Below are 21131 nucleotides of genomic sequence, written 5' to 3' on the forward strand. Positions count from 1 at the left end.
TGATGGTCGAACGCCGCCCCGTCCTCGACTTCGTCGCCCACGCCGTGCTGGTGGTGGGCGTGCTGGTCATCGCCTTCCCGGTCTACCTGGCCTTCATCGCCTCCACGCAGTCGGCCGAGCAGATCGCCTCCAGCCACCCGCTGTCGCTGCTGCCGGGCGACAACTTCATCGAAACCTATCGCCTCGCCCTCTTCGGCGGCAAGACGCATGCGGGCTCAACAATAGCCGCCGGCTGGCCCATGATGTGGGTGAGCCTAGTGATGGCCGTGGTCATCGCCGTGGGCAAGATCGCCATCTCGCTGCTCTCGGCCTTCGCCATCGTCTACTTCCGCTTTCCGCTCAAGACCGTGGTGTTCTGGATGATCTTCATCACGCTGATGCTGCCGGTGGAGGTGCGCATCGGGCCCACGTACGAGGTCATCTCCAACCTCGGCATGCTCAACAGCTACGCGGGCCTCACCGTGCCGCTGATCGCCTCGGCCACGGCCACGTTCCTGTTCCGCCAGTTCTTCCTGACCGTGCCCGACGAACTGGTGGAGGCCGCGCGCATCGACGGCGCGGGGCCCATGCGCTTCTTCCTCGACGTGCTGCTGCCCCTGTCCAAGACCACCATGGCCGCGCTCTTCGTGATCCAGTTCATCTACGGATGGAACCAGTACCTGTGGCCGCTGATGGTGACCACCAGCGAAGACATGTACCCCATCGTGCTCGGCATCAAGCGCGCCATCTTCGGCGAGGTGTACGTGGAATGGAACGTGGTCATGGCCACCGCCATCCTCGCCATGCTGCCGCCGGCGCTGGTGGTGATCCTCATGCAGAAGTGGTTCGTCAAGGGCCTGGTCGACACCGAGAAATAAGCATCGAATCAGCCTCCAGCGCTTATCCATAGAGCGCAAGCAGCTATTAAAAGACTAGCATCATGGCATCTCTTTCCCTTCGCAACGTCGTCAAGCGCTACGGCCACGGGCCCAAGGCCAACCAGGTCATCCACGGCGTGAACGCCGAGATCAAGGACGGCGAATTCATCGTCATCGTCGGCCCCTCGGGCTGCGGCAAGTCCACGCTGCTGCGCATGGTCGCAGGGCTGGAGGAAATCAGCGGCGGCGAGATCGCCATCGGCCCGCGCGTGGTCAACAACCTGGAGCCCGCCCAGCGCGACATCGCGATGGTGTTCCAGAACTACGCGCTCTACCCGCACATGACGAACTTCGAGAACATGGCCTACGGCCTGAAGATCGCAAAGGTGCCCAAGGACGAGATCAAGGCGCGCGTGGACAAGGCCGCCAAGATCCTCGAACTGAGTCACCTGCTGGAGCGCAAGCCGCGCGAACTCTCCGGCGGCCAGCGCCAGCGCGTGGCCATGGGCCGCGCCATCGTGCGCCAGCCGCAGGTGTTCCTGTTCGACGAGCCCCTGTCCAACCTCGACGCCAAGCTGCGCGCCCAGACCCGCATCGAGATCCAGAAGCTGCACCGCGAGCTGGGCATCACCAGCCTGTTCGTGACCCACGACCAGGTCGAGGCCATGACGCTCGCGCAGCGCATGATCGTGATGAACGCCGGCAACATGGAGCAGTTCGGCACGCCCGAGGAGGTCTACCACACGCCCGCCTCCACCTTCGTCGCCAGCTTCATCGGTTCGCCGCCCATGAACCTGCTCAAGAACGCGCCGGGCGGCAAGCAAGGCGCTATCCTCGGCATCCGCCCCGAGCACCTGGACGTGGTGCCCTCCGGCGGCTGGACCATGCGGGTGGACACGGTGGAGCTGCTGGGCGCCGAGCGCCTGGTCTACGGCCGCGTGGGCGACGACGCGATCACCGTGCGCATCGAGGAAGGCGCGCCCGCGCCCCGGCCGGGCGACACGCTGCAGGTCACGCCGCGCGCAGACCGCATCCACCATTTCGAGGCCGCCACCGGCAAGCGCATGGCATGACCCCTTCGCGCACCCCCTGGCCCTACCCGCGCTGGATCGCCCACCGCGGCGCCGGCCGGCTCGCGCCCGAGAACACGCTGGCCGCCTTCCGCCTGGGCGCGCAGCACGGCTACCGCATGTTCGAGTGCGACGCCAAGCTGAGCAGCGACGGCGTGGTCTTCCTGATGCACGACGCCACGCTCGAGCGCACGACCAACGGCCAGGGCATCGGCGGCGAGCAGCCCTGGAGCGCGCTGGCCCAGCTGGACGCGGGCGCCTGGCATTCGCGCCAGTACGCGGGCGAACCCCTGCCCCTGCTGGCCAACGTGGCGCACTGGTGCATCGCCAACGGCCACCACCTCAACATCGAGATCAAGCCCACGCCCGGCACCGAGGACGCCACCGGCCGCGCCGTGGCGCTGCTCGCCGCGCGCCTGTGGCACGGGCAGGCCGTGCCCCCGCTGCTGACCTCGTTCCAGCCGCAGGCGCTGGCCGGTGCGCGCGATACCGCGCCCCACCTGCCGCGCGGCCTGCTGCTGGACCAGTTGCACGGCGGCTGGCTGGACACCGCGCGCCAGCTCGGCTGCGTGGCGGTGGTGTGCAACCACGCGCTGTGGACCAGCGCCCTGGTGGCCGAGGTGCACCTGGCCGGCCTGCGCGCACTGAGCTACACCGTGAACGACGAGTGGGCCGCCGAGCGCCTGGTCGGCCTGAACACCGACGGCATCATCACCGACCGCGTGGACCTCTTCCCCCCGCCGCCGGCTGACCCATTCGCGGCCTCTTCCTGCACGCGGCGGCCCGGCGCGGCCCGACAATGCGCGCGATGCAGATCCGCCTTTTTCTCTCCTCCCTGCTGCTGGCCTGCGCGCTGGCCGGCCTGCCGCAGGCACGGGCCGCGCAGGCGGCGCCCCCTGCGGCGCAGGCGACCGCCGCCAAGGCCGACAGCGAGGCCCCGCCGCCCGACGTGGACGAGCTGCGCCGGCAGCTCGACGCCATCCCCGCGCAGCTCGGCGAAGACGACGACGGGCGCAAGCTGGTCGCCCGGGTCAACGCCATCGGCACCGCCGCCGAGCGGCTGGCCGCGCTGCGCGCCGCCGACCTGGCCGACGTGGACCTGCGCCTGGAGGGCCTGGGCCCTGCGCCCGACAAGGGCAAGCCGGTCGACGCGCCCGACGTGGTGGAACAGCGCACCGCCCTGGCCAAGCAGCGCGCCGCCATCGACAGCGAGCTGAAGCTCGCGCGCCTGATCGCCGTGGACGCCGAGCAGCGTGCCACCGACCTCATCCGCCAGCGCCGCGCGCAGTTCCAGGCCGCGCTCACCTCGCGCACCGACTCGCCCCTGAGCGCCAGCTTCTGGCGCAACCTGCAGGCGGCCGTGCCCGGCGACCGCGCGCGCCTGCAGGTGCTGTGGCAGGACCTGCGCGGAGCCGCCACGGCCGCGCTGGACTCGCCGCGCCGCGGCGCGTTCGCAGGCTCGCTGCTGCTGGCCCTGCTGCTGGCCGTGGCCGGCCCCTGGGTGGCCGAGCGCCTGCTGGTGCGCGTGCTGCCGCCGCGCCTGCCCGCCGCGCGCCTGCGCCGCTCGCTGCTGGCGGCGGCGGCCATCGTGGCCAACATGCTGCTCATCGGCGCGGCGCTGCAGATGGCCTGGGGCGCGCTGCGGCTGGGCGGCACGCTGTCCGAGCCTCTGCAGGCGCTGCAACAGGCCAGCGTGCGCACCGCCGCCTATGCGGCCTTCGTCATCACGCTGGGGCACATGCTGCTGGCGCGCCGGCGCAGCTCCTGGCGCCCGCTGCCGCTGTCGGACGCGCAGGCCGAGCGCCTCGCCCCCTTCCCCTGGTGGATCGCGCTGCTGTCGGCGGCGGGCGCGCTGGTAGCGGACGTGAACGCCCTCGTCGGCGCCAGCCTCGCCAGCGAGGCGCTCACGCTCGCGTTCTTCGCGCTGCTGCTCGCCGCCGCCGTGGCCACGGCATTGCGCCACGTGCGCACGCGCGAGGCAGACGCGCCCCCGCCCCAGGAGGGCGCGCCGCGGGAGGGCCCGCCCGCCCGCCCCCTGTGGCTCGGGCTGGTGCTGGCCTGCGCGGGGGTGGCGGTGGTGGCCATCGTGCTGGCGGTGGCGTTCGGCTTCATCGCGCTGGCGGGCCTGGTGGCACGGCAGATGGTGTGGTCCGGCGTGGTCTTCGCCACCGTCTACCTGCTGTGCATGCTGGTGGACGACCTGAGCGAGGCGCTGCTGTCGTCCAAGGGCAGCCTGGGCACGCACGTGCACACCGCGCTGGGCCTCGATGCGCGGCTGCTGGACCAGGCCGCAGTGCTCGCCTCGGGCGTGCTGCGGCTGCTGCTGTTCTTCTACATGGCGATCGCGCTCATGGCGCCGCTGGGCACCGGCCCGGACGAGGTCTTCCGCCGGGGCAGCACCGTGGACCACAGCCTGAAGATCGGCGAGTTCACGCTGGCCCCCACCGCCCTGCTCACGGCGCTGGCGGTGGCCTGCGCGGGCTTCGCGGCCATCCGCGTCGTCCAGCACTGGCTGAGCGACCGCTACTTTCCCCAAACCGCGCTGGAGCCGGGCATGCGCAGCTCCATCGTCACGCTGCTGGGCTACGTGGGCGGCGTGGTGGTGATCGCCGTGGCGCTGGCGGGCCTGGGCATCAGCGTGGAGCGCATCGCCTGGGTGGCCAGCGCGCTGTCGGTGGGCATCGGCTTCGGGCTGCAGGCCATCGTGCAGAACTTCATCTCGGGCCTGATCCTGCTGGCAGAGCGGCCGGTGAAGGTGGGCGACTGGGTGGTGCTGGGCGACACCGAGGGGGACGTGCGCCGCGTGAACGTGCGCGCCACCGAGATCCAGCTGGGCGACCGCTCCACGGTCATCGTGCCGAACTCGGAATTCATCACCAAGACCGTGCGCAACATGACGCTGGGCGGCGCCCAGGGCCGCGTGCTGCTGCGCCTGCCCGCGCCGCTGGACACCGACGCGCGGCGCATGCGCGCGCTGATCCTGCAGGCCTTCGAGGCGCACGAGGGCATCCTGGAGACGCCCGCACCCTCGGTCACGCTGGAGGGCATCCAGAACGGCACGCTCACCTTCCTGGCGATCGGCTACGTGGGCAGCCCGCGCAGCGCGGGCGGGGTGAAGAGCGACGTGCTGTTCGCCATCCTCGACGCGCTGCGCGAGGCGGGCCTAGCCCTGTCGCCGCCCGCCACCACGTCGGTGGCGCAGGCGCAGCGCGAGAGCGCGCAGGAGCCGCCGCCGCTCTCGGAAAAGCTCTGACGCTTCTCTTTCAATAGCTGCCAGCGCTTGCTGGATAAGCGCTGGAGGCCTATTTCACTGGTATTTCTGCAGCTGCCCGCGCACGTACTCCGCCACCACGGCCAGCAGGCGGTCCAGGTGCTGCTGCAGCGGGGCGAAGCCGGCGTTGGGCGCGCGCGTGTCCTCGTCCATGTACACGGGGCGGCGGATCTCGATCTGCAGGCTGTGGCGGCGCAGGTGCGGCTGGCCGATGCGGCCGATCAGCTCCACGCCCTTGTAGGGCTCGTTGTAGGCCACGCTGTAGCCGAAGCCCTGCAGGGTGTCGCCGATCAGGCGGATGAACTCCGGCGCGCAGGTGGTGCCGTCGCGGTCGCCCAGCACGAAGTCGGCCAGCGGCGGCGCGTCCGTGCGGCCCAGGCGCAGGTACACGTCGTTGGGCATGGAGTGCAGATTCAGGTGCCACACGCAGCCGAAGCGCTGCACGCTGGCGTCGATGGCCTGCTGCAGCTGCGCGTGGTAGGGCCGCCAGTAGCGCTCGATGCGGTGCTGCACCTCGGCCACGGTGCGCTTGCGCGCATAGAGCGGCGTGGGCACGCCGTCCTTGACGATGCGCTGCCAGACCAAGCCCAGGCCCTGCCGGGTCTTGGGGCCGGGCTGCAGCGGCACGGGCCAGGCGCCGTCGATCTGCGCCGGGTCCAGATCGGTCTCGGCGCGGTTCACGTCGATGTAGGTGCGCGGAAAGGTCGCGGCGATCAGCGTCGCGCCGTGCGCCGGGGCGCTGTGCCAGAGCCGGTGCACGTGCGTGTCCTCGCCGCGGCGCAGCAGCGCCAGCGGCACGGCGTGGCCGAAATCCGCGGGGTAGGCGGTGCCGCTGTGCGGCGAGTCGCACACCAGCGGCAGCGCCCCGCCCGTGGGCAGCCAGACCTCGACCGGCGTGTCCGGCCGGGGGCTCAGGTCGTCTTCGGCCATCAGTCGAGCTTGATGTTGGCGCGCTTGGCCACGGCGGTGTAGCGCGCGATGGCGGCATCGATCTGCTTGGCGAATTCCTCGGGCGTGTTCGCCATGGATTCGCCGGAGATGCCCTTCTGCTTCTCCAGGTAGTCGGGCATGGCCATGGCCTTGTGCGCGGCGGCGTTGAGCCTGGCGATGATCTCCTTGGGCGTGCCCGCGGGCGCTACCAGGCCGAACCACCCGCCATCGCCCATGCCGGCGTAGCCCAGCTCGGTGTAGGTGGGCACGTCGGGCAGCACGGGGCTGCGCTTGAGGGCCAGCACGGCCAGCGGGCGCAGCTTGCCCGACTGGATGTTGGCCAGCGTGGAGGGCAGGTTGTCCGTCATCGCATTCACCTGGCCCGCCAGTGCATCGGTCGCGGCCTGGCCCGCGCCCTTGTAGGGGATGTGCAGCAGCTCGATGCCCGCCAGGTTCATGAAGTTCTCGATGTTGGCGTGGCCCAGCGAGCCGGTGCCGGGCGACGCGAAGGTGTACTTGCCCGGGTTGGCCTTGGCCAGCGCCACGAACTCCTTCATGCTCCTGGCGGGCACGCTGGGGTGCACCACGAAGACGCTGGGCACGCTCATCACGTTGGTGATGGGGGCGAAGTCCTTCACCGCGTCGTAGGGCAGCCTGGCATAGATGGCAGGGTTGGCGCCGTGCGTGCTCACCGTGGCCATGCCGATGGTGTAGCCGTCGGGCGCGGCCTTGGCGATCGCGTCGGCGCCGATGGAGCCGCCCGCGCCACCCTTGTTGTCCACCACCACGGCCTTGCCCAGGATGGGGCCCATCTTGTCGGCCAGCAGGCGGGCCACCATGTCGGTGGAGCCGCCGGGCGCGAACGGCACGATCAACTTGATGGGGCGGTTGGGGTAGTCGCCCGCCTGGGCCTGAGCATGCCCCAGCGGCGCAAGGGCGGCGGCCGCCGTGCAAAGGGTGGATAGCAGCAGGGTGCGGCGCAGGGCCATGGCGTTCTCCTCGGGGTGTTGTGTTGCGCGGCCATTCTTGGCGGCCCGGGCCCCGGCGAAAAGCGACAAAATCGCCCCCACCCATTACCAATGCTCATACGTCCATGCGCATGCACTCCCCGTCCCTGCCCGAGCTCCACGCCTTTGCCGCCGCCGCGCGCCTGGGCAGCTTCTCGCGCGCGGCCGAGGACCTGCACGTCACCCAGGGCGCCGTGAGCCGCGCCATCGCCCGGCTGGAGGAGCACCTGGGCGTGCAGCTGTTCACGCGCGAAGGGCGGCGCAGCGTGCTCACGCGCGAGGGCGCGCAGTACCTGGAGGCCGTGGGCCCGGGCGTCGCCGCCATCGAGGCGGCCTCCCTGGCCCTGCGCCAGGGACGCGCCGCGCGGCCCCTGCGCCTGTCGGTGCCGCCCACGCTGTTCAGCCACTGGCTGATCCCGCGCCTGCCCGACTTCAGCGCGCGCCACCCCGGAGTGGCGCTGGCCTTCGCCCCCTACCAGCGCGACGACCCGCTCACCGCGCCCGCAATCGACGCCTGGATCCGCGTGGGCCGGCCCGACTGGCCCGCCGGCATCGCGGGGGAATACCTCGTGGGCCGCGAGCTGGTGCCCATCTGCCGCCCGGAAGACCTGCAGGGCCCGCACGCCATCCGCACGCCGCAGGACCTGCTGCGCCACCCGCTGCTCTTCCACACCCACTACCCGGGCAACTGGGCGCACTGGTTCGCCCAGCTGGGCTGCGCCCACGGGCCGCTCGTGCCCGCGGCGGACTTCGACCAGGTGGGCCTGCTGGCGCAGGCCGTGATGGCGGGGCTGGGCGTGGCCGTGGTGCAGCGCTGCCTGGTGGAGGCGGAATTGGCCGCCGGCCGCATCGCCGTGGCGCTGGAGCGGCCGGTGAACCTGGAGCGCGGCTACCACCTGTGCCGCCCCACGGGCCGGCCCGCGCACCCGGCGCTGGAGACGCTGCGCCAGTGGCTGCTCGCCCAGGCGCAGCCCGTGTAGTCAGCCCTTCCAGGCGCGCAGCCAGAGCCACTGGCTGCTGGCGCAGGCCAGCACCAGCGCCGCATAGGTGAGCATGCGGCCGTCGCGCCCCCACACCGCCAGGCCCGCCGCCAGCACGGCAGCGCCCACGGCGAAATGCAGCGCCATCGGCGCAAGCCAGCCGTGCGGCCTGGCCCTTTTGCGCATGAAAACATGGCTGCACGCCACCAGCCCCACGGCCACGGCGAAGGCCGGCGCGAGGAAGTTCAGCAGGTGGTTCAGGAAGGAAAGCGGGTCCATGGACATGACGCAGATCAAGCCTTGTACGCGTGCGCCTGCCTGACCGCTGCGCGAATTTTATAATCCCCCTCCATGGCAGTCTGGGCCCTCGGCATCAACCACACGACCGCTCCGCTGGACCTGCGGGGCCGCTTCGCGTTCGCGATCGACCAGATCGCGCCGACGCTGCTGGGCCTGCGCCAGTCGCTGGCCGGCGGCGCGGCCCGCCATCCGGGGGTGGAGACGGCCATCATCTCCACCTGCAACCGCACCGAGATCTACTGCGCGGCCGAGGCCCCGGCGCTGGACCACACCGTGGACTGGCTCGCCCACAGCGGCGGCGTGAGCCCCTCGCTGCTGCGCTCGCACTCCTACCTGCTCGAAAACGGCCTGGCCGCGCGCCACGCCTTCCGCGTGGCCAGCGGGCTCGACTCCATGGTGCTGGGCGAGGCGCAGATCCTCGGCCAGATGAAGGACGCGGTGCGCGCCGCCGAGGGCGCGGGCGCCCTGGGCACCACGCTCAACCAGCTCTTCCAGCGCAGCTTCGCCGTCGCCAAGGAGGTGCGCACCAGCACCGACATCGGCGCCCACAGCATCAGCATGGCCGCCGCCGCCGTGCGGCTGGCCGGGCAGCTCTTCGAGGACCTGTCCCAGATCCGCGTGCTGTTCGTGGGCGCGGGCGAGATGATCGAGCTGTGCGCCACGCACTTCGCGGCCAAGAACCCGAAGCAGCTCTCCATCGCCAACCGCACGCTGGAGCGCGGCGAGAAGCTCGCCACCCGCTTCGGCGGCGAGGTGATGCGCCTGGCCGACCTGCCCGACCACCTGCACGAGTTCGACGCGGTCATCAGCTGCACCGCCAGCACCCTGCCCATCATCGGCCTGGGCGCGGTGGAGCGTGCGCTCAAGAAACGCCGCCACCGCCCGATCTTCATGGTGGACCTGGCCGTGCCGCGCGACATCGAGCCCGAGGTGAAGGCGCTGGAGGACGTGTACCTCTACACCGTGGACGACCTCGCCAGCGTGGTGCAGACCGCCCAGGCCAACCGCCAGGCCGCCGTGGCGCAGGCCGAGGCCATCATCGACGCCGGCGTGCAGAGCTTCATGCACTGGATGGACCTGCGCAGCAGCCCCGTGGGCCAGACGGGCGGCGTGGTGCCGCTGATCCAGCAGCTCAACACCCAGGCCGACGAATGGCGCTCGCTGGAGATCGCCCGCGCCAAGAAGCTGCTGGCCAAGGGCGAGGACATCGACGTGGTGCTCGAAGCCCTCTCGCGCGGCCTCACGCAGAAGATGCTGCACGGCACCATGGCCGAGCTGCGCGCGGGCGACGCCGACGCGCGCGCACAGACGGCGCAGACCGTCTCGCGCCTGTTCCTGCGCTCGTCCTCCAAGACCGGCCTGTAGCGGCGCTCGCCGCGAATCAAAGGCCAAATCGGCCTCCAGCGCTTGCCTACCAAGCGCAAACAGCTACTGAAACAGTAGCAAACCCTGGATCCTCCTCCCCATGAAACCCTTTCTCCGCAGCCAGTTGGAACGCTACGCGCAGCGCCTGCAAGAGCTGGACTTCCTGCTCTCGCGCGAAGACATCATGGCCGACATGGCGCAGTACCGCGCCATCTCGCGCGAGCACGCCGACGTGACCGCCGTGGCCGGCCGCTACGCGCGCTACCAGCAGCGCGAGGCCGACCTGCAAGGCGCGCGCGAGATGCTTCATGAGCCCGACATGGCCGAGATGGCGCAGGAGGAAATCACCGCCGCCGAGGCCGAACTGGTGCAGCTCGAAGACGAACTGCAACGCCTGCTGCTGCCCAAGGACCCCGACGACGCGCGCAACGCCTTCATGGAAATCCGCGCAGGCACGGGCGGCGACGAATCGGCCCTGTTCGCGGGCGACCTCGCGCGCATGTACACGCGCTACGCCGCCACCGTGGGCTGGCGCGTGGAGATCATGAGCGCCAACGAAAGCGAGCTGGGCGGCTACAAGGAAGTGGTGCTGCGCATCGAGGGCGACCATGTCTATGGCGCCCTGCGCTTTGAATCCGGCGGCCACCGCGTGCAGCGCGTGCCCGCCACCGAGACGCAGGGCCGCATCCACACCAGCGCCTGCACCGTGGCCGTGATGCCCGAGCCCGACGAGCAGCAGGCCATCACCCTCAACCCGGCCGACCTGCGCATCGACACCTTCCGCGCCAGCGGCGCGGGCGGCCAGCACATCAACAAGACCGACTCCGCCGTGCGCGTGGTGCATCTGCCCACGGGCATCGTGGCCGAGTGCCAGGACGGCCGCAGCCAGCACAGCAACAAGGCCAAGGCGCTGCAGGTGCTGCAGGCGCGCATCCAGGAAAAGGAGCGCAGCGAGCGCGCCGCCAAGGAGGCGGCGCTGCGCAAGGGCCTGATCGGCAGCGGCGACCGCAGCGACCGCATCCGCACCTACAACTTCCCGCAGGGGCGGCTCACAGACCACCGCATCAACCTCACGCTCTACAAGCTGCTGGCCATCATGGAAGGCGACCTGGGCGAAGTGCTGCAGGCCCTGCAGCACGCGCGCGAAGCCGAACTGCTGGCCGAGCTGGAAACCGCGGTTTGAAGCAAATAGGCCTCCAGCGCATACACAGCAAGCGCAAGCAGCTATGAAGTCAATAGCAACTGTCGCCCAGGCCCTCGCGCAGGCGCAGGCCCAGGGCCTGGCGCGCATCGACGCGCAGATGCTGCTGCTGCACCTGCTGCAGCGCCCCCTGCACGACCGCGCCTGGCTGCTCACGCACGACGGCGATGCGCTGCCCGAAGCCATCCTGGCCCGCTACCAGGCCCTGTGCGCCCGCCGCACGGCGGGCGAACCCGTGGCCTATCTCACGGGCACCAAGGAGTTCTACGGCCTGCCGCTGCAGGTGGACGCCCGCGTGCTCGACCCGCGCCCCGATACCGAGACGCTGGTGGACTGGGCTTTGGCGCTCGCCGCGCCCACCGCCCGCATGGCGGACCTGGGCACCGGCAGCGGCGCCATCGCCCTGGCCCTGCAAAGCCGGCGCCCGCAGGCCCAGGTGCTGGCCGTGGACGCCAGCGCCGACGCCCTCGCCGTCGCCCGCGCCAACGCCTGGCGGCTGGGCCTGCCCGTGCGGTTCGTCCAGGGCCACTGGCTGGACGGCATTGCCGGCCCGTTCGACCTGATCGTGAGCAACCCGCCCTACATCCCCGCCACCGACCCGCACCTGGCCGCGCTCACGCACGAACCGCTGTCGGCCCTGGCCAGCGGCGACGACGGCCTTCAAGATATCCGCGCCATCGCCGCGCAGGCCCCCTCGCGCCTCGCGCCCGGCGGCTGGCTGCTGCTGGAGCACGGCTGGGACCAGGCCGAGGCCGTGCAGGCGCTGCTGCGCGCGGCGGGCTTTGGGCAGGTCCACAGCCGCCATGATTTGGCCGGCATAGCCCGATGCAGCGGCGGGTCAATGCCCGGACAGCCGGGGAGTGAAATAATCGCCCCATCGCCGCCCTCCCCCGGGGCGCCCATTCCAGGAGAATTCCATGAGCGACGTCCAGCAACGCATCGACCAACTGGTCAAGACCAACGACATCCTGCTGTTCATGAAGGGCAGCGCCAGCTTCCCCATGTGCGGCTTCTCCGGCCGCGCCGTGCAGATCATCAAGGCCTGCGGCGTGGACCCCAAGGACATCGCCACCGTGAACGTGCTGGAAGACCAGGAAATCCGCCAGGGCATCAAGGACTACAGCAGCTGGCCCACCATCCCGCAGCTCTACGTGAAGGGCGAATTCATCGGCGGCTCGGACATCATGATGGAGATGTACGAGTCGGGCGAACTGCAGCAGGTGCTGGGCGCCCAGCAGGCCGGCTGAACCACCGCCGCGCGTAGGAACCAGCCGCTCCCTGGAGCGGTTTTTTCTGTCCGGCGAATGCGGGATTCCTCCGACGACCGGAGCGCCGCCGCCGTGCTTGAATGGCTGCGTATCGACGGGATGAGGACCCGTTCCAAGGAGCGCGCCATGACCAGCCACAGCCTCGTACCCCAGCCCCCGGCCCTGTCGCTGCCGGTGGCGCAGATGCGCAGCGTGTTCCACCCCGGCGACGTCGAGCGCAAGCTCGCGCGCCTGCAGGAAGCCGGCAGCCAGCGCGACTACGAGAACCTGCGCACGGTGTACGAACGCATGCTCGAGCGCGGCCCCGAGCGCTTCCAGGTCAAGCCCTCGGGCGTTCCCGACATGGCAGGCTTGTACGAGCAGCTGCCCAACTTCACCGAAGTGCTGGACGACGTCAAGCGCCACGTGGCCCTGGCACAGGACAGCCGCGACGGGCTGGAGGTGACCCCCATGCTGCTGCTGGGGCCGCCCGGCATCGGCAAGACCCACTTCGCGCGCCATCTCGCCGAACTGCTGGGCACGGGCATGAACCTCGTGCCCATGAGTTCGATGACCGCGGGCTGGCTTCTGTCGGGCGCGTCTTCGCAATGGAAGGGCGCGCGGCCCGGCAAGGTGTTCGAGGCCCTCGTGGAGGGCGAGTACGCCAACCCGGTCATCGTGGTGGACGAGATCGACAAGGCCGCGGGCGACGCACAGTACGACCCGCTGGGCGCCCTCTACGGCTTGCTGGAGCACGACACCGCGCAGAGCTTCACCGACGAGTTCGCCGACGTGGCCATCGACGCGAGCCAGGTCATCTGGATCACCACCGCCAACGACGAGCGCGGCATCCCCGATCCCATCCTGAACCGCATGAACGTGTTCGAGGTGCTGGCCCCCACACTGGAGCAGGCCCGGGCCATCGCCCTGCGGCTGTACCAGGGCATCCGCGGCGAACACGGCTGGGGCCGCCACTTCGACCCCGATCCTGCGCCCGACGTGCTGGACCTGCTGGCCCGCATGCCGCCGCGCGAGATGCGCCGCGCGCTCATGACCGGCTTCGGCAATGCCCGGCTGGAGCAGCGCGGGCAGATCGAGCCCGCCGACCTGCCGTCCTCTGCCGGGGTGCGCAAGCCGCGCATCGGCTTCACCCAGTAGCGCCCCCGGGCGGCGCGCGCCGCCCAGCGCCCGCTACACTCGGACGGCTCCCACAAGGCGCCCGTCCGCGCGCCTGCGCGGTGCCCCAACGGCCTTCCCATGTCTCTCTCGCAAAGCCTGTTCGTCATCGCCCTGCTCATCGCGGCCAGCGCATTCTTCTCGCTGGCGGAGATCTCCCTGGCCGCCTCGCGCCGCCTGCGCCTGCGCCAGCTCGCCGACGAGGGCGACCGCCGTGCCGACCAGGTGCTGCGCCTGCAGGTGGACCCCGGCGACTACTTCACCGCCGTGCAGATCGGCCAGAACGCCGTGGCGGTGCTCGGCGGCATCGTGGGCGAGGGGGCGCTCAGCCCCCATTTCACGGAAATCTTCAGCCTGTGGCTGAGCGACGCACGCGCGCAGACGGCGGGCTTCCTCGCCTCGTTCACCGTCATCACCTCGCTGTTCATCCTGTTCGCCGACCTGTTTCCCAAGCGCCTGGGCATGGCCGAACCCGAGCGCCTGGCCCTGCGCGTGATCGCGCCCATGCAGACCACCATGGCGCTGCTGCGACCCGTGGTGTGGTTCTACAGCCGCTGTGCCGACGTCGTCTTCCGGCTGCTGGGCCTGACCTCGCTGCGCGACGAGCGTGTCACCTCCGACGACATCCTCGCGATGATGGAAGCCGGCACGCGCTCAGGCGTGCTGGCCGCGCGCGAGCAGCAGGTGATCGAGAACGTGTTCGAGCTCGACTCGCGCAGCGTGGCCAGCAGCATGTCGCCGCGCGACCGCGTGGCCTACTTCCTGCGCGACGACCCCGACACGGTGATCCGCGCGCGCATCGCGGCCGAACCGTTTTCCACCTATCCCGTGTGCGAAGGCGACATCGACCACGTCGTCGGCTACGTGGACGCCAAGGACCTGTTCCAGCGCGTGCTCAACAACCAGCCCATCTCGCTGGCCGAAGACGGCCTGGTACGCAAGGTGCTCATCGTGCCCGACCGCCTCTCGCTGGCCGAGGTGCTGGAGCAGTTCCGCCAGGTGCACGAAGACTTCGCCGTCATCGTCAACGAATACAGCCTGGTCGTGGGCGTGGTGACGCTCAACGACGTGATGAGCACGGTGATGGGCGACCTCGTGGGTCCCGCCGACGAGGAGCAGATCGTGCGCCGCGACGAGAACTCCTGGCTCATCGACGGCATGACTCCGGTGAACGACGTGCTGCACGCGCTCGACCTCGACGAGCTGCCGCATGCCGACGAATACGAGACCCTCGCGGGCTTCCTCATGGTGATGCTGCGCCGCGTGCCCCGCCGCACCGACAGCGTGAACTGGGGCGGCTACAAGTTCGAGGTGCTGGACGTGGACAGCTACCGCATCGACCAGGTGATGGTCTCGCGGCTGGAGCCAACTGCGGCCGGCACTCAGGCCGCCGAGGCGATGCGCTCCTGAAAGAACCAGTTGCGCTGCGCCGCGAACACGGCGCTCGGGTAAGGCGCCTTGCCCCGGCTGCCGTTGTAGCGGCCCAGCGCCATGAATAGGTCGCCGCGCTCGCGGTCGAGGTAGTGGCGCAGGATCACGCAGCCGAAGCGCAGGTTGGTCTGCATGTGGAACAGCTTGGCCGCATCGCCGTCGCCGATCACGCGCGTCCAGAACGGCATCACCTGCATGTAGCCGCGCGCGCCCACGGGCGAAACGGCGAACTTGCGGAACGCGCTCTCGACCTGGATCAGGCCCATGACCAGGGACACGTCCAGGCCCGCGCGCTTGGCCTCGTACCAGGCGGTCTGCAGGAAATCGCGGCGCACCTCCCAGTCGGGCTTGCGGCTGCGCAGGCGGTCGCTCATGGTGCCCAGCCAGCGCAGGTACGACAGGCGCGCCTCGGTGCTGGCGAAGAGCGGCTCGGGCGGCGCCAGGTCGGCCACGGCGGAGGTGAGTGCCGACCGCACGGAATCCATCAGCGGCTCTTCCAGCTGGCTGCCCGCATGGGATGCCGCAGGCGCGCCCAGCCACGCGGCCGGACCGGCCGCAAGCGATGCCAAACAGGCGCGGCGCGACAGTCCGCCGCGCCGTGCAATCCCCTCGTTGTTCATACCTTCAAGCGGTTCTTCACGTAATCGAAAACCTCGCCCACGGCCACCTTGGTGGCCCCCGCGTCGCGGCGGTGCTGGTATTCCACCTGCCCTTCCTTGAGGCCGCGGTCCGACAGTACCACGCGGTGCGGCACGCCGATCAGCTCCCAGTCGGCGAACATGGCGCCGGGCCGTTCGCCCCGGTCGTCCAGCAGCACGTCCACGCCCGCGGTCAGCAGCTCGGCATGGAGCTTCTCGGCGGCGGCCTTGACTTCGTCGCTGCGGTCCATGCCGATGGGACACAGCACCACAGTGAACGGCGCGATCGCGTCGGGCCAGATGATGCCGCGCTCGTCGTGGTTCTGCTCGATGGCGGCGGCCGGCAGGCGCGTCACGCCGATGCCGTAGCAGCCCATCTCGAAGAACGCGGGCTTGCCATCCTCGCCGAGGAAGGTGGCGTTCATGGCCTTGGAATACTTGGTGCCCAGGTAGAACACATGGCCGACTTCGATACCGCGCTCGATGGCGAGTTCCCCCTTGCCGTCGGGCGACGGGTCGCCTGCCACCACGTTGCGCAGGTCGGCCACCAGGTCGGGTTCGGGCAGGTCGCGGCCCCAGTTCACGCCGGTGATGTGGTGATCTTCCTGGTTGGCGCCGCAGATCCAGTCGGCCATCACGGCCACCTCGCGGTCGGCCACGGTCTTCACGGGTTTCTTCAGGCCGAGCGGGCCCAGGTAGCCGGGCTTGCAGCCGAAGTGCTCCTCGATCTCGGCCAGGGTGGCGAAGCGGAAGCCCGCATCCAGCCCGGGCACCTTGGAGACCTTGACTTCATTCATGTCGTGGTCGCCACGCAGCAGAAGCAGCCACACCTGGCTCTTGACGATTTCGCCGGACTCGTTGGCCTGGTCGGTGGCCAGCACCAGCGACTTGACCGTGGTGGCCAGCGGCACGCCCAGCAGCGCGGCCACGTCGGCGCAGGTGCTCTTGCCGGGCGTGGGGGTCAGCGCCTGCGGCTGGCTGGCGGCGGGACGTGGCCCGGCAGGCGCCAGAGCCTCGGCTTTTTCCATGTTGGCCGCGTAGTCGCTGGCCGGGCAGTAGACGATGGCGTCTTCGCCCGTGGCGGCGATCACCTGGAATTCCTCACTCAGGTCGCCGCCGATGGCACCGGAGTCCGCCGCGACGGCGCGGTAGCGCAGCCCGAAACGGTCGAAGATGCGGCGGTACGCCTGCGCCATCACCTGGTAGCTCGCCTTGGCGCCGGCCTGGTCACGGTCGAAGCTGTAGGCGTCCTTCATGATGAATTCACGCCCGCGCATCAGGCCGAAGCGCGGGCGGCGCTCGTCGCGGAACTTGGTCTGGATCTGGTAGAGGTTCTTGGGCAGCTGCTTGTAGCTGCGCAGCTCCTGGCGTGCGATGTCAGTGACCACTTCCTCGCTGGTGGGCTGGATCACGAAGTCACGCCCATGGCGGTCCTGGATGCGCAGCAGCTCCGGGCCCATCTTCTCGAAGCGCCCCGTCTCCTGCCACAGCTCGGCCGGCTGCACCACGGGCATGGTGCACTCCACGGCGCCCGCGCGATTCATTTCCTCGCGCACGATGGCTTCCACCTTGCGGATCACGCGCAGCCCCATGGGCATGTAGTTGTAGATCCCGGCGCCCAGCTTCTTGATGAGCCCGGCGCGCATCATGAGCTTGTGGCTGACGACCTCGGCATCGGCCGGAGCCTCTTTCAAGGTGGAAACGAAGAATTGGGAAGCTTTCATCGAACGAACCTGGCGACCGTGGCGCCCTCGCTTGCCGCAGGCGGGGCAGCGTGCATAATGACCACAGTTTTAAAAATTTGGGGTTAGATTATGCTTGACCGCGACGGCTTCCGGCCGAACGTCGGCATCGTCCTGCTCAACCAAAGAAACCAGGTATTCTGGGGCAAGCGCATACGCACCCACAGCTGGCAGTTCCCTCAAGGCGGTATCGACCGCGGAGAGTCTCGGAGCAGGCCATGTTCCGCGAACTGCACGAAGAGGTGGGATTGCGCCCCAACCAGGTACGTGTGATCGCCCGCACCCGGGACTGGTTGCGCTACGAAGTGCCGGACCGGTACATCCGCCGCGATGCGCGCGGCCACTACAAGGGACAGAAGCAGATCTGGTACCTGCTGCAACTGCTGGGCCACGACTGGGACCTGAACCTGCGCGCCACCAACCACCCCGAGTTCGACGCCTGGCGCTGGAACGACTACTGGGTGCCGCTGGACGTGGTGGTCGAGTTCAAGCGCGGCGTCTATGAAATGGCGCTGACGGAACTCGCGCGCTTCCTCCTCGCTACGAACAGCGCAACCGCTACCTGCGCAGCGGCATGCGCTCGCGTGAGCCAGAGAGCGGCGGCCCGGCCGCCCTGCACCGCTCGGGTTCGCTGTTCGTCAAGCCCGGCATGGAACTGCCTCCGGGCGCCAGCTTCGACCCCGATCCGCAGAGCAGCATGCCCGCCCCGCTCTCGGAAACGCCTCCCGTCGTTGACGAATAGGCTACTGGCATAGCGCAGTCCCGCACTTTCCGCGGGATGCGCACACCACAACTCAGGCGTGGGTCAGCACCAGGTTGTCCCGGTGCACCATTTCCGGCTCCGCCGCATAGCCCAGCAGGCGCTCGAACTCCGTAGAGGGCTTGCGGCACAGCAGCCGCGCCTCGGCGCTGGCGTAGTTGGCCAGGCCGCGCGCGATCTCGGAGCCGCCCGCGTCGCGCACGGCGATCACGTCGCCACGTGCAAAGTCACCTTCCACGGCCACCATGCCGATGGGCAGCAGGCTTTTGCCCTCGCCCAGCAGCTTGGCCACGGCGCCGGCATCCACCGTCACCGAGCCGCGCAGCTGCAGATGGTCGGCCATCCACTGCTTGCGCGCCTGGGTCTTCTGCGTCTGCGCCACGAGCAGCGAGCCGATCGCCTCGCCGCGCGCCAGGCGCAGCAGCACGTCGGGCTCGCGCCCCCAGGCGATCACCGTGGAGGCGCCGGAGCCAGCGGCCCGCTTGGCCGCCAGGATCTTGGTGATCATGCCGCCCTTGCCGATGGACGAGCCCGCGCCCCCGGCCATGGCCTCCAGCGCGGCGTCGCCCGCCTGGGCCTCATGGACGAACTGCGCCGCCGGGTCGCGCCGGGGGTCGGCCGTGTAGAGCCCCTTCTGGTCGGTCAGGATGACCAGCGCATCAGCCTCCACCAGGTTGGCCACCAGCGCGCCCAGCGTGTCGTTGTCACCGAACTTGATCTCGTCGGTGACCACGGTGTCGTTCTCGTTGATGACCGGCACCACGCCCAGGCGCAGCAGCGTGAGCAGCGTGGAGCGGGCGTTCAGGTAGCGCTCGCGGTCGGCCAGGTCGCCGTGGGTGAGCAGTACCTGCGCGCTGCCCATGCCCTGCTCGCGCAGCTTGGTTTCGTACATCTGCGCCAGCCCCATCTGCCCGACGGCGGCAGCGGCCTGCAGTTCGTGGATCTCGCTGGGGCGCGTGGCCCAGCCCAGGCGCTTCATGCCCTCGGCGATCGCGCCGCTGGAGACCATGATGACCTCGCGTGTCGCGCCGCCGTCGCCGCGCACCAGCGCCGCGAGCTGGCGGCTCCACTCGCCGATGGCAACCTCGTCCAGACCCCGTCCTTCATTGGTGACGAGGCTCGACCCCACCTTGACCACGATACGCCGCGCATCGCGCAATACACTGGAAACCATATTTGAATGAAATCAGCCTCTAGCGCTTATCCATCAAGCGCAACCAGCTATTGAATCAATAGCACCAACGCCACCATCAAGCCTGCGTCTCGCCGTCCGCGAAGCGGGGATCCACCTCGACCGGGGCTTGAAGCGCCTGCTGCTGGGCGTGCACGTGCTGGAAGATCGCCTGCACCAGCGGCTCGCAGCCTTCGCGCGTCAGGGCGGAGATTTCAAACACCGGGCCCTTCCACTTGAAGCGCTTGACGAAGTCCTTCACGCGCGCGGAGCGCTCCTCGGCCGGCACCATGTCCAGCTTGTTGAGCACCAGCCAGCGCGGCTTGTCGTAGAGCTGCGCGTCGTATTTCTTGAGCTCGCCGACGATGGCCTTGGCCTGCGCCACCGGGTCTACGGAATCGTCGAACGGCGCCAAGTCCACCACGTGCAGCAGCAGGCGGGTGCGCTGCAGGTGCCGCAGGAACTGGTGCCCCAGGCCCCCCCCTCCGAAGCGCCTTCGATCAGGCCGGGGATGTCGGCCACCACGAAGCTCTGCTCCGGCCCCACGCGCACCACGCCGAGGTTGGGGTGCAGCGTGGTGAAAGGATAGTCCGCGATCTTGGGACGCGCGTTGGAAACGGCAGCGATGAAGGTGGACTTGCCCGCGTTGGGCATGCCCAGCAGGCCCACGTCGGCCAGCACCTTGAGTTCCAGCTTGAGGTTCTTCTTCTCGCCGGGCCAGCCGGGCGTCTTCTGCCGGGGCGCGCGGTTGATGGCACTCTTGAAGCGCATGTTGCCGAAGCCGCCGTCCCCCCCTTGGCGATCATGGTGACCTCGCCGGGGTTCAGCAGTTCGTACAGCACCTCGCCCGTATCCGCGTCGCTGATGATGGTGCCGACGGGCATCTTCAGCGTGACGTCCGCGCCGGCCGCGCCGAACATGTCGGAGCCCATGCCGTGCTCGCCCCGCTTGGCCTCGTGCCTGCGGGAGTAGCGGAAGTCCACCAGCGTGTTGAGATTGGGGTCGGCCAAAGCGAACACGTGGCCGCCGCGGCCACCGTCTCCGCCGTTGGGACCTCCGAACTCCTTGTATTTCTCGTGCCGGAACGACACGCAGCCATTGCCGCCGTCACCTGCGGCAACGTCGATAAAGGCTTCGTCGACGAACTTCATGGGTATCCAGTTTACAAAAGCCATCCGGGAGCACAGCTTCCGGAAACGACAAAGCCCCGACGAGCGGGGCTTTGGGTAGAGCCAGCAGCGACGGGCCTCAGGCCGGAGTCACGCTCACCGTGTGCTTGGACAGTGCACCCTTCGTGCCGAACGACACGTGGCCGTCCACCAGCGCGAACAGGGTGTGGTCCTTGCCCACGCCGACGTTGACGCCGGGGTGGATGCGCGTGCCGCGCTGGCGCACGATGATCGAGCCAGCGCTGATCAATTCACCGCCATAGGCCTTCACGCCGAGCATCTTGGGCTTGGAATCGCGCCCGTTTCGCGTAGAGCCGCCGCCTTTTTTCTGTGCCATGACATCAGCTCCTGCTTAAGCGGCGATCGCTTCGATCTGCAGCTCGGTGAACTGCTGGCGATGGCCTTGACGTTTCTGATAGTGCTTGCGACGGCGCATCTTGAAGATGCGCACCTTGTCGTGCTTGCCGTGCGCCACGACCGTGGCCTTCACGGTTGCGCCGGACACCAGGGGCGTGCCCACCTTGAGTTCAGCGCCGTTGCCGACAGCCAGAACCTGGTCGATCACGATCTCCTGGCCCACTTCCGCAGCAATCTGTTCTACCTTAATTTTTTCGCCAGCGGCAACGCGATACTGCTTGCCACCGGTTTTTATGACCGCGTACATGTAAACCTCTTTGATCTGGAGTTCTGCGAAAGGATTTCCGCAGAACCGCGAATTGTACAACAACCTGTTTTTCGTGCCTAGGACCACCAAGGCAGGCACCCGAGTGCTCCCGGGAGATGCGGCACCGCTTCCTATAATCATTCGTTTACACC

The 21131-nt window shown here is 69.3% G+C and carries 19 protein-coding genes and 4 pseudogenes; 12 read left to right on the forward strand and 11 right to left on the reverse strand.

Annotation, left to right across the window (positions count from 1 at the left end):
* Positions 1–2 precede the first annotated feature (2 nt).
* The 4 genes and pseudogenes from ugpE to AAG689_RS16905 all read left to right on the forward strand — a co-directional run bounded on the left by ugpE (position 3) and on the right by AAG689_RS16905 (position 5180).
* Entirely contained in the window at positions 3–857 is an 855-nt protein-coding gene (ugpE, locus tag AAG689_RS16890; RefSeq protein ID WP_034691679.1) for a sn-glycerol-3-phosphate ABC transporter permease UgpE, read from the forward strand.
* A gap of 62 nt (positions 858–919) precedes the next feature.
* On the forward strand, positions 920–1930 hold the full coding sequence (gene ugpC, locus AAG689_RS16895; protein WP_406622981.1) for a sn-glycerol-3-phosphate ABC transporter ATP-binding protein UgpC: 1011 nt from the start codon (positions 920–922) through the stop codon (positions 1928–1930).
* A pseudogene (gene ugpQ / locus AAG689_RS16900) lies at positions 1927–2667 on the forward strand (glycerophosphodiester phosphodiesterase); the annotation flags it as partial. The gene ugpC and the pseudogene ugpQ, both read left to right, overlap by 4 nt.
* Before the next feature lie 68 nt (positions 2668–2735).
* On the forward strand, positions 2736–5180 hold the full coding sequence (locus AAG689_RS16905) for a DUF3772 domain-containing protein (protein WP_406622982.1): 2445 nt from the start codon (positions 2736–2738) through the stop codon (positions 5178–5180).
* Between the two features lie 54 nt (positions 5181–5234).
* On the opposite strand, the gene AAG689_RS16910 is transcribed toward AAG689_RS16905, so the two are convergent.
* Complete coding sequence (locus AAG689_RS16910) at positions 5235–6128, reverse strand: N-formylglutamate amidohydrolase (protein WP_406622983.1); 894 nt, start codon at positions 6126–6128, stop codon at positions 5235–5237.
* Positions 6128–7117 carry a tripartite tricarboxylate transporter substrate binding protein BugE gene (locus AAG689_RS16915; RefSeq protein ID WP_406622984.1) on the reverse strand — a complete coding sequence of 330 codons (990 nt, stop codon included), beginning with the start codon at positions 7115–7117 and terminating at the stop codon, positions 6128–6130. Before AAG689_RS16915 ends, AAG689_RS16910 begins: the two co-directional genes overlap by 1 nt.
* 104 nt (positions 7118–7221) lie before the next feature.
* Between AAG689_RS16915 and AAG689_RS16920 the strand changes: the two genes are divergently transcribed.
* Complete coding sequence (locus tag AAG689_RS16920) at positions 7222–8115, forward strand: LysR substrate-binding domain-containing protein (protein ID WP_406622985.1); 894 nt, start codon at positions 7222–7224, stop codon at positions 8113–8115.
* Here AAG689_RS16920 and AAG689_RS16925 read toward each other — a convergent pair whose 3' ends face one another.
* Positions 8116–8394, reverse strand: coding sequence for a hypothetical protein (locus tag AAG689_RS16925; RefSeq protein WP_406622986.1), 279 nt, complete (start codon positions 8392–8394; stop codon positions 8116–8118).
* A 72-nt stretch (positions 8395–8466) separates the two neighbouring features.
* Here AAG689_RS16925 and hemA point away from each other — a divergent pair, with 72 nt between their 5' ends.
* The 6 genes and pseudogenes from hemA (at position 8467) to AAG689_RS16955 (ending at position 14814) form a co-directional block, all read left to right on the forward strand.
* Positions 8467–9780: a glutamyl-tRNA reductase gene (hemA, locus tag AAG689_RS16930; RefSeq protein WP_020230560.1), complete on the forward strand. Its 1314-nt coding sequence runs from the start codon at positions 8467–8469 to the stop codon at positions 9778–9780.
* A 100-nt stretch (positions 9781–9880) separates the two neighbouring features.
* Complete coding sequence (gene prfA / locus AAG689_RS16935) at positions 9881–10963, forward strand: peptide chain release factor 1 (protein WP_024001618.1); 1083 nt, start codon at positions 9881–9883, stop codon at positions 10961–10963.
* Between the two features lie 43 nt (positions 10964–11006).
* A pseudogene (prmC, locus tag AAG689_RS16940) lies at positions 11007–11831 on the forward strand (peptide chain release factor N(5)-glutamine methyltransferase); the annotation flags it as partial.
* A gap of 67 nt (positions 11832–11898) precedes the next feature.
* Positions 11899–12228 carry a Grx4 family monothiol glutaredoxin gene (gene grxD / locus AAG689_RS16945; RefSeq protein ID WP_020229136.1) on the forward strand — a complete coding sequence of 110 codons (330 nt, stop codon included), beginning with the start codon at positions 11899–11901 and terminating at the stop codon, positions 12226–12228.
* Between the two features lie 147 nt (positions 12229–12375).
* The gene (locus AAG689_RS16950; protein WP_406622987.1) at positions 12376–13386 is read left to right on the forward strand and encodes an AAA family ATPase; all 1011 of its coding nucleotides are present in this window, start codon (positions 12376–12378) and stop codon (positions 13384–13386) included.
* 99 nt (positions 13387–13485) lie between these two features.
* Positions 13486–14814: a hemolysin family protein gene (locus AAG689_RS16955; protein WP_020229138.1), complete on the forward strand. Its 1329-nt coding sequence runs from the start codon at positions 13486–13488 to the stop codon at positions 14812–14814.
* Here AAG689_RS16955 and AAG689_RS16960 read toward each other — a convergent pair.
* Positions 14787–15455 carry a lytic transglycosylase domain-containing protein gene (locus AAG689_RS16960; protein ID WP_406622988.1) on the reverse strand — a complete coding sequence of 223 codons (669 nt, stop codon included), beginning with the start codon at positions 15453–15455 and terminating at the stop codon, positions 14787–14789. The genes AAG689_RS16955 and AAG689_RS16960 overlap by 28 nt on opposite strands.
* Positions 15452–17197, reverse strand: a complete 1746-nt coding sequence (locus AAG689_RS16965) for a proline--tRNA ligase (RefSeq protein WP_406622989.1) — start codon at positions 17195–17197, stop codon at positions 15452–15454. Before AAG689_RS16965 ends, AAG689_RS16960 begins: the two co-directional genes overlap by 4 nt.
* Before the next feature lie 90 nt (positions 17198–17287).
* Between AAG689_RS16965 and AAG689_RS16970 the strand changes: the two are divergent.
* Positions 17288–17957, forward strand: a pseudogene (locus AAG689_RS16970) (RNA pyrophosphohydrolase).
* 52 nt (positions 17958–18009) lie between these two features.
* Here the strand turns inward: AAG689_RS16970 and proB are convergent.
* From proB to rplU, 6 genes and pseudogenes are all read right to left on the reverse strand, one after another.
* Positions 18010–19149, reverse strand: a complete 1140-nt coding sequence (gene proB, locus AAG689_RS16975; protein ID WP_406622990.1) for a glutamate 5-kinase — start codon at positions 19147–19149, stop codon at positions 18010–18012.
* Between the two features lie 76 nt (positions 19150–19225).
* The gene (locus tag AAG689_RS16980; RefSeq protein WP_406622991.1) at positions 19226–19567 is read right to left on the reverse strand and encodes a hypothetical protein; all 342 of its coding nucleotides are present in this window, start codon (positions 19565–19567) and stop codon (positions 19226–19228) included.
* Entirely contained in the window at positions 19537–19917 is a 381-nt protein-coding gene (locus AAG689_RS16985; protein ID WP_406622992.1) for a GTPase, read from the reverse strand. The genes AAG689_RS16980 and AAG689_RS16985 overlap by 31 nt, the downstream gene beginning before the upstream one ends.
* Positions 19885–20321 (reverse strand): annotated as a pseudogene (locus AAG689_RS16990) (hypothetical protein); the annotation flags it as partial. The pseudogene AAG689_RS16990 and the gene AAG689_RS16985, both read right to left, overlap by 33 nt.
* A gap of 73 nt (positions 20322–20394) precedes the next feature.
* A complete protein-coding gene (rpmA, locus tag AAG689_RS16995; protein ID WP_011804286.1) occupies positions 20395–20652 on the reverse strand; it encodes a 50S ribosomal protein L27 in 258 nt (85 codons plus the stop codon).
* Between the two features lie 15 nt (positions 20653–20667).
* Complete coding sequence (gene rplU / locus AAG689_RS17000) at positions 20668–20979, reverse strand: 50S ribosomal protein L21 (RefSeq protein ID WP_024001616.1); 312 nt, start codon at positions 20977–20979, stop codon at positions 20668–20670.
* Between the last annotated feature and the right edge of the window lie 152 nt (positions 20980–21131).

Source organism: Acidovorax sp. SDU_ACID1, assembly GCF_045291395.1.
In the GTDB taxonomy this organism is placed as follows: domain Bacteria; phylum Pseudomonadota; class Gammaproteobacteria; order Burkholderiales; family Burkholderiaceae_C; genus MR-S7.

Coding starts and splice junctions, on each gene's coding strand:
- ugpC (WP_406622981.1), top strand. CDS start 920: ATGGCATCTCTTTCCCTTCGCAACGTCGTCAAGCGCTACGGCCACGGG.
- AAG689_RS16985 (WP_406622992.1), bottom strand. CDS start 19,917: ATGCGCTTCAAGAGTGCCATCAACCGCGCGCCCCGGCAGAAGACGCCC.
- AAG689_RS16960 (WP_406622988.1), bottom strand. CDS start 15,455: ATGAACAACGAGGGGATTGCACGGCGCGGCGGACTGTCGCGCCGCGCC.
- AAG689_RS16905 (WP_406622982.1), top strand. CDS start 2,736: ATGCAGATCCGCCTTTTTCTCTCCTCCCTGCTGCTGGCCTGCGCGCTG.
- grxD (WP_020229136.1), top strand. CDS start 11,899: ATGAGCGACGTCCAGCAACGCATCGACCAACTGGTCAAGACCAACGAC.
- proB (WP_406622990.1), bottom strand. CDS start 19,149: ATGGTTTCCAGTGTATTGCGCGATGCGCGGCGTATCGTGGTCAAGGTG.
- AAG689_RS16910 (WP_406622983.1), bottom strand. CDS start 6,128: ATGGCCGAAGACGACCTGAGCCCCCGGCCGGACACGCCGGTCGAGGTC.
- AAG689_RS16965 (WP_406622989.1), bottom strand. CDS start 17,197: ATGAAAGCTTCCCAATTCTTCGTTTCCACCTTGAAAGAGGCTCCGGCC.
- AAG689_RS16950 (WP_406622987.1), top strand. CDS start 12,376: ATGACCAGCCACAGCCTCGTACCCCAGCCCCCGGCCCTGTCGCTGCCG.
- AAG689_RS16920 (WP_406622985.1), top strand. CDS start 7,222: ATGCGCATGCACTCCCCGTCCCTGCCCGAGCTCCACGCCTTTGCCGCC.
- AAG689_RS16955 (WP_020229138.1), top strand. CDS start 13,486: ATGTCTCTCTCGCAAAGCCTGTTCGTCATCGCCCTGCTCATCGCGGCC.
- prfA (WP_024001618.1), top strand. CDS start 9,881: ATGAAACCCTTTCTCCGCAGCCAGTTGGAACGCTACGCGCAGCGCCTG.
- rpmA (WP_011804286.1), bottom strand. CDS start 20,652: ATGGCACAGAAAAAAGGCGGCGGCTCTACGCGAAACGGGCGCGATTCC.
- rplU (WP_024001616.1), bottom strand. CDS start 20,979: ATGTACGCGGTCATAAAAACCGGTGGCAAGCAGTATCGCGTTGCCGCT.
- AAG689_RS16915 (WP_406622984.1), bottom strand. CDS start 7,117: ATGGCCCTGCGCCGCACCCTGCTGCTATCCACCCTTTGCACGGCGGCC.
- AAG689_RS16925 (WP_406622986.1), bottom strand. CDS start 8,394: ATGGACCCGCTTTCCTTCCTGAACCACCTGCTGAACTTCCTCGCGCCG.
- hemA (WP_020230560.1), top strand. CDS start 8,467: ATGGCAGTCTGGGCCCTCGGCATCAACCACACGACCGCTCCGCTGGAC.
- ugpE (WP_034691679.1), top strand. CDS start 3: ATGGTCGAACGCCGCCCCGTCCTCGACTTCGTCGCCCACGCCGTGCTG.